We start from the raw sequence: 6,406 nt of genomic DNA on the forward strand, positions 1-6,406 counted from the left end.
AACTCTAGTGGATGTGGAAGAAGTTGAAATTATTCCAAACCTTTATTCATAAAAGTGATTACTTAAATTCAAAAATTAAAGTATTAATAACATATAGATATTTGTTCTTCTTGATCTTTGCGGTTTTTATTTGGATAGATTTTCATGTGTATACTGGCAGAAGTTTAGTCGGACTTTATAGTATCATTATGGTTTTTTCAGGACTTGTTTTTAAACCAGTTTGGCAAGGTATTCTTCAGAGTATATTAGTTACTATTATTAGGTATGTTGTAGCACCAGATGGATTCCCTTCAGAGGTTGAAGTTATTTTCTTTCAATGGATCAGTTATTTTGCCATTTGGTATGCGATATCAGCATTGGTACGAAACAGTATTGAACAAAAAGAAAATCTCGTTAGGATGACAACAGCTCTGGCAAATAGTATAGATAAAAGAGATAAGTATACCGCCTTTCACTCCTCAAATGTTGCTAGATATGCTGAATTAATTGCTAAGGAAATGGGGTTTGATCAGAAGTTTTGTAGTGAGATAAAACTCGCTGCCCAGCTACATGATCTTGGAAAAATAGGTATTCCTGAGAGTATATTAAATAAATCAGGTAGATTAACTCAGGAAGAATATGAAATTATAAAAACCCATCCAATGATAGGATATGATATTGTCAAGCACATAAAAACATTTAGTAACAATGGAATTTTAGATGCAATTTTATATCATCATGAAAGAGAAGATGGAAGCGGTTATCCTTCGGGCCTTGAGGGGCAGAAAATCCCGATTAAAGCAAAAATTATTGCTGTTGCAGATTCCTTCGATGCGATGACCTCTAATCGAAGATATAGGGAAAACAATAGCTTCTCATTTGCAGTCAAGGAAATTTTAAGATGTAGAGGAACACATTATGATCCGGCTGTGGTAGATAGCTTTATACAGGTTATTGATCGTAAGGGGACGGATATCTTAAATGTGAAGGTTATTAGTGACCAAGGTTAAAGTTGAAATCATGAGACTAATTAAAGAGGACATGCCTTATATAGAGCATGTCCTTTTAACATTTCTGCAATACTTCGTGTGTAAGGGTGGGGACGAGGGACCTGACCCCGTGTCCCTTTTATTTCGCGTTTAAAGGTTGGGACGAGGGACCTGTCCCCATGTCCCTCGTGTGTAAAGATGGGACGACCGTGTGTATCTTAATTAACCCCTACACGATCCCAAGCTGACTTTACAGCGTTATAAGCACTACTTCCACTACCATATAAATCAGCAGCAGATTGTAATAAGGCAGCACGTGCGTAACTGAAGTTGCTAGTTGGTGTGAGGTAAACAGTTAGTGCACGATAGTAGATTTTTTCTGCTTGTGTTTTGCCAATGCTACTGATTGTATAATAAGCAGCTTTATTTGGAATTCCACTATTCGTATGAACTCCACCGTTGTCAGATGTGGTGTTCACATATTGATTCATGTGCTCAGGCTGGCCGAATTGAGCTGGGTTTGAGAGACTTCGCAGAGCATCACCAGGTTGTCCTGGTGTATAAACATCTTCTCCCATTAAATAATCCTGTGGATCTAGGAAATAGCCGAAAACATCTGAGAATGATTCGTTTAGTGCTCCTGATTGGTTGCGGTATTCAAGAGATGCTGATCGATCTGTCACAGCATGCGTGAGTTCATGTGCAACAACATCGAGTGCACCTGATAATGGAGCGAAAACACTACCGTCGCCATCTCCGTACACCATTTGTGAACCATTCCAAAAGGCGTTGTTATAGTTACTGCCATAATGAACAGTTGAACGAATGGTAGCACCTTTATTGTCAAAGCTATTTCTGCCGTGTGTGTTTAAGAAGTAATCATATACCTTTCCTGCATAAAAGTGAGCATCAACATCAGCTCGTTGCGTAGAGCTTGTCCAAGCATTATTGCTATCAACAGAACGTGCGCCAGGATATGTTGAACGATTTTGTGCTGTGAATGTTTCAATCACACCATTCATCGGCTTGGTTACATCATATAAATAATACGTGCCACCTGAGGAATAGGTGTTGAGTGTTTTAGAATCGCCTAGTACTCCATATCCCGTTCCAGTTGTAGCGGCATCGTTAACAGCGTTGTAAGCATCAACAACTGAGCCGTCTTTGGCATTAACAAAGATTTGCCAATTTGCTCCGTATGGCTCTATAAATTGAAGTTGAATTTTATAGGTTAATGTGTAGGTGCCCCCGTGATGATAAATCACTAAATCCTTCTTAACTTGAGTATTCTCTAAGCTAGAAAGCTCGTCTTGATGTTCTTGTCCAATATTCGTTTCTTTTTCTGTTAAGTTAATTTTCTTCCAAGCTAGATCTACAGCTTTTTCGGGTGTAATAGAAGCCTTTGTTTGTGCTTTTGCTAGCTTATCAGCAGCATCAGAATATAGTTGTCCAGCTGTAGCGATGACTTCATCGTTTTCGTTCGTATGAACAACAAAGACAGCTCCGTCAATTGGCACACCATGAATGGTTTGGGCAAACTTGTAGTGAGTCATGCCAAGCTCGTCCGTCTCTTTTTCTAGTAATGTTAGTTCTTTATGAGAATCAATTTTAAATAACTCTTTGTTTGCTTTTAAAAATTCCTTCACATCTTTGTCATTTTTCATTTTATCTTTTGAGAGTTTTCCAGAGAGGAATAATGGAGCATCCTTGTCCTTTTCGATCAGCTTTTGCTCTAAATTCATTTGTTCCATGAGCTTTTCAGATGAAGTTTGGGCAAATGATGTGGATGCGGGTAAGATGGTGCTGAATGCTAATGAGGTACCAAGAACAATAGTAGCTAGTTTTTTTGACATCTTTTCTATCCCCTTTACAAAAATATTACGATTAGCGAATGCTTCATCGTTTTTTTAGTTTAGAAGGTTAGAAGCATCTGGTCAAAGTGGTGTAGAACGAATAACAAACCTTACAGAAGGCAAGGTGTTTTCAAAAAGCCATTGTCCTTGTTATTTTAAAATATTTTATAATTATACGAATATTCTCTTTTATGATAAATATGGAAGAGAGTAACATAGATGTATAGTTCACTTTCATGGTATGTTCTTTTTAGTAGATTATGATTAAGATACTGAGCAGGGGGCGTGGAGTATGTATGAAACTGTTGATATTGGTCGTGTCATTAAGGACTTAAGAAAATCGCTGAATTTAAGTCAACAGCAGTTAGCTGAGGGAATTTGTACTCAAGCTCAAATTAGTAAGATTGAAAATTCAAATGAAATCCCATCTTCCCTTATTTTATATAAAATATCACGTAAGCTTGGAGTCGATATGAATTATTTTTTTGAAATAGCAGAAACACCACGACTGGACTATGTAAGGGATGTGTATCAAATGATCAGATATTACATCCGTGAACGTGATTATCAGTCTGTTTATCATATTGTTCAAAAAGAAAAAGGAAACGCTTTGTTTCAAACCATTGAGCATCAACAGTTTTTTACTTGGCATGAAGGAATTTGTCAACATTACCTGTTTAAAGATCTTCAGAGTGGAATAGATAAGCTGAAGCTGGCCCTTTCTATGACTTATAAAGATGGAAATACACTAATGAAGGAAAGAGAAATCGAAATAGCCAACAGCCTTGCGATTTTCTATAAAGAGAAAGGGAAATATGAACAATCACTAGAGCTATATACAAAGCTGCTTCAAAGTATGAAGTTTTTAGAAGAGATAAAGGATGAAACAATCTATTTGAGAATCTACTATGGTATCGGAAAAGCATATACTGATTTGGGGGATTATCAAAAGTCTCTTGTATTTTGTCAAAAGGGAATAAAAAAAGCATTAAGAATGGAAACCTTGTATTTGTTAGGAGAGCTTTATTTCCAATGTGGCTCGAATTATTATCGTATGGGTGACGTTGATCACGGTTCTAGCTATATCAAAAAGTCCATCACGATCTTCAGGTTGCAAGGAAAAGAAGAAATGATTCATGCAGCTCAAAGGATTGAAGCTAGCTTCTTGGAAAAAGGTGCCTCTTAATCTAATAAAAATATTCCTATTATTATAATTTCGGATGTTTATGGTTCTAAAACAGAGTACAACATGGTGAAATAAAAGCTAGATGCCCATCATGCCCAAATCATGAAAGGTAAATTCCTATTATAATAGAAGAAACTAGTTAGGAGGTCATGTTTATGAAACGGTACTTTTTACATGTAGTTGTTGCAGTAGCACTTACGATTTCTAGTATTTCTTTATTTTCTGAGCCTCAGCAAGTATCAGCAGCTAAAATCGATACTTCAGCTTCGGTGAGTGGACCGAGTTACGCTGATTTACCTGACCAGCATTAAAGAGAATGAATAGTGAAATTGAGACTCCCGAACTTGAAGGCGGGAGTTTTTTGCTCTTAAATGTAAAGGTAACTACTAAGAGGGTGTAAATATCAATGAGTAGAAATGCATATTGATTACTCTATCTTTCAACAATAATTTACCGAAAAATACCATTATCAACAACATATCTCCTAAATTTACAAAAAATTTATTTTCAAAACCCTTACAAATTTAGTAAAATAGAAGTGTTGAAGGAGGGTATGATGATTCGATCAAACTATGAACTATCCGATATAGTAGCATACCTAATTGATCCTAAGAACAAAGAGGAACTACAACAAATACTTTTAAATCGCTCATGCCTACTTTATGTAGATGAGATAGAACAAAAAGCAATAAAAGATGTACTTTTAGAAACCATATAAAAAGGAGAGATTTTGAATGAATCCAACAGTTGAGCAAACAGTTAATTACCTAAGAAACAATGAGGTAGAAAAGCAAGCGGTTTTAGCAGGTACAGCTTCTTTAGTAAAAGTAACGAAGGAAGAGACTCTTCAGGTTATTAAAATGATTAAAGATCATAGTAAAGTATCGCTATCAAAATTCTGGTATTAATAATATGCTGTAAAAGGCTTACTATAAAGGAGTTTTAGTGAGCAAGTGAACATAAAACAATCAAGAGTGTTCTTCACCATTGCTGTAACAGTCTTCTTATTTATTATTGCATATAATACGGTCTTTATTACGTTGAACCCATACATTGGAGCAAGGGTAACTAATGATCCAAATGAACCTGTTAAAGTGATTGAAATCGAGCCAGGGTCAATTGCAGATTCAGCTGGTATAGATCCGGGAGACATTATACTTACAGTGGATGGTGAAGATCCACATAATTATGATTTAGTAAATAGATATGAAAGAATTGAGCAAGTTCAGAGTATAACTGTACAAAAGTCCAATGGTAAAATAGAAGAATTCAATTTTGAGTTTACCTTTGATCTGCAAACTGTTTTTGAGATTATTGTACCTTCTATTGTAGCCACCTTAGTGCTTTATGCATGCTTCCACATTTATAAAACAAATGAAAAGGGATTAAAACGCCCTTCCATTTACCTAATTATTTTTCTATTAGATCTGTCCGTTGCTTATTTTAGTGGTGGAGGAGCTACAAGGGGAAATTTGTTTCTTAGGTATTTTAATATTGTTACCTTTTTATCGGTCCCAATATTGTTTTTACAATTTATCTACCACTATTTTTTAGATATAGGAAAAGTATGGTTTAGCAAATGGTTCTATAAATTAGTTTATCTAATTGTGATACTAAACGTGTTTATGGAGCAAATACAATTTATTAATATTACTGTTTTAAAATCTATTAATTTATTTTCGTTCCTTGTTCTATATCTTTATGTCATATTTTTAATGATCTTAGGATTAAAAAGAATACAATATAGAGCTCAAAAGTATTTGATAAAAGTATTATTACTTTCAAATGGCATTGCTATTACACCATTTATTATTCTCTATGTCATTCCTTATGCCTTGTTTCAAGTTCATATTTTTCCTCCAATTATTTTAGCTGGATTTTTAATTATTATCCCAACAACACTCGTATATCAATTTTTAGCAGACAAAATTCATGATATTGATTTTGTTATTGGTAGACTGCGGTATTATTTCCTGATAGGTTTAATTCCTGCATTAATAAGTATTTCTATTGTGGCTTTAACAAAAGGTGAAAATCCTAGCTTGTATTCTATTAGATTGTTTGTTTTTTTATTAATTATTTATATTATTACGTTTTATTATAAAGAAATACTAGACTCAAGATTAAATCGTTTTTCCGAAAAGAAAAACTACCAGCAAAGTATTTTTCTTTATACAGAAAACCTAAGAAAAGCTAACAATATTGGTCAGGTTATGGATGAGCTTAAGAAGACAATAATAGATATAACACTGGTTAGTGATATTTACCATGTTGAAATTGGTAAGGATTCAGATATACTTAGTGAGCTTGATCTAGATATAGTAGAATACGAAGAAGAAATTAAAAAATGTAATAAAGCTATAGGGCAGATTATAGAAGTGGGTAGTGTCAAAAGATTT

Annotated in this window: 7 protein-coding genes; 6 read left to right on the forward strand and 1 reads right to left on the reverse strand. The window is 34.5% G+C overall.

All coding sequences use genetic code 11. From position 1 onward, the window contains the following. Positions 1–23: 23 nt before the first annotated feature. On the forward strand, positions 24–989 hold the full coding sequence (locus tag COD11_RS00170; protein WP_176550927.1) for an HD-GYP domain-containing protein: 966 nt from the start codon (positions 24–26) through the stop codon (positions 987–989). Between the two features lie 197 nt (positions 990–1,186). On the opposite strand, the gene COD11_RS00175 is transcribed toward COD11_RS00170, so the two are convergent. Next, complete coding sequence (locus tag COD11_RS00175) at positions 1,187–2,821, reverse strand: M4 family metallopeptidase (RefSeq protein ID WP_098794753.1); 1,635 nt, start codon at positions 2,819–2,821, stop codon at positions 1,187–1,189. A gap of 292 nt (positions 2,822–3,113) precedes the next feature. Here COD11_RS00175 and COD11_RS00180 point away from each other — a divergent pair, with 292 nt between their 5' ends. From COD11_RS00180 to COD11_RS00185, 5 genes are all read left to right on the forward strand, one after another. Then, positions 3,114–4,007, forward strand: coding sequence for a helix-turn-helix domain-containing protein (locus COD11_RS00180; protein ID WP_098794754.1), 894 nt, complete (start codon positions 3,114–3,116; stop codon positions 4,005–4,007). 155 nt (positions 4,008–4,162) lie between these two features. Continuing rightward, positions 4,163–4,318 carry a hypothetical protein gene (locus tag COD11_RS26605; RefSeq protein WP_162987491.1) on the forward strand — a complete coding sequence of 52 codons (156 nt, stop codon included), beginning with the start codon at positions 4,163–4,165 and terminating at the stop codon, positions 4,316–4,318. 245 nt (positions 4,319–4,563) lie between these two features. Beyond that, positions 4,564–4,725, forward strand: coding sequence for a hypothetical protein (locus COD11_RS26610; protein ID WP_162987490.1), 162 nt, complete (start codon positions 4,564–4,566; stop codon positions 4,723–4,725). A 16-nt stretch (positions 4,726–4,741) separates the two neighbouring features. After that, complete coding sequence (locus COD11_RS26615) at positions 4,742–4,915, forward strand: hypothetical protein (protein WP_176550928.1); 174 nt, start codon at positions 4,742–4,744, stop codon at positions 4,913–4,915. A gap of 45 nt (positions 4,916–4,960) precedes the next feature. Continuing rightward, positions 4,961–6,406: PDZ domain-containing protein (locus COD11_RS00185; RefSeq protein ID WP_141549632.1), on the forward strand; the 1,446-nt coding region annotated here is incomplete at its 3' end.

The sequence above is a fragment of the Bacillus sp. AFS040349 genome (assembly GCF_002577655.1).
In the GTDB taxonomy this organism is placed as follows: Bacteria; Bacillota; Bacilli; order Bacillales; family Bacillaceae; genus Metabacillus.

Excerpts from the sequence above, each read along its gene's own strand:
- COD11_RS00175 (WP_098794753.1), bottom strand. The coding sequence starts at position 2,821 with ATGTCAAAAAAACTAGCTACTATTGTTCTTGGTACCTCATTAGCATTC.
- COD11_RS00180 (WP_098794754.1), top strand. The coding sequence starts at position 3,114 with ATGTATGAAACTGTTGATATTGGTCGTGTCATTAAGGACTTAAGAAAA.
- COD11_RS26605 (WP_162987491.1), top strand. The coding sequence starts at position 4,163 with ATGAAACGGTACTTTTTACATGTAGTTGTTGCAGTAGCACTTACGATT.
- COD11_RS26610 (WP_162987490.1), top strand. The coding sequence starts at position 4,564 with ATGATTCGATCAAACTATGAACTATCCGATATAGTAGCATACCTAATT.
- COD11_RS26615 (WP_176550928.1), top strand. The coding sequence starts at position 4,742 with ATGAATCCAACAGTTGAGCAAACAGTTAATTACCTAAGAAACAATGAG.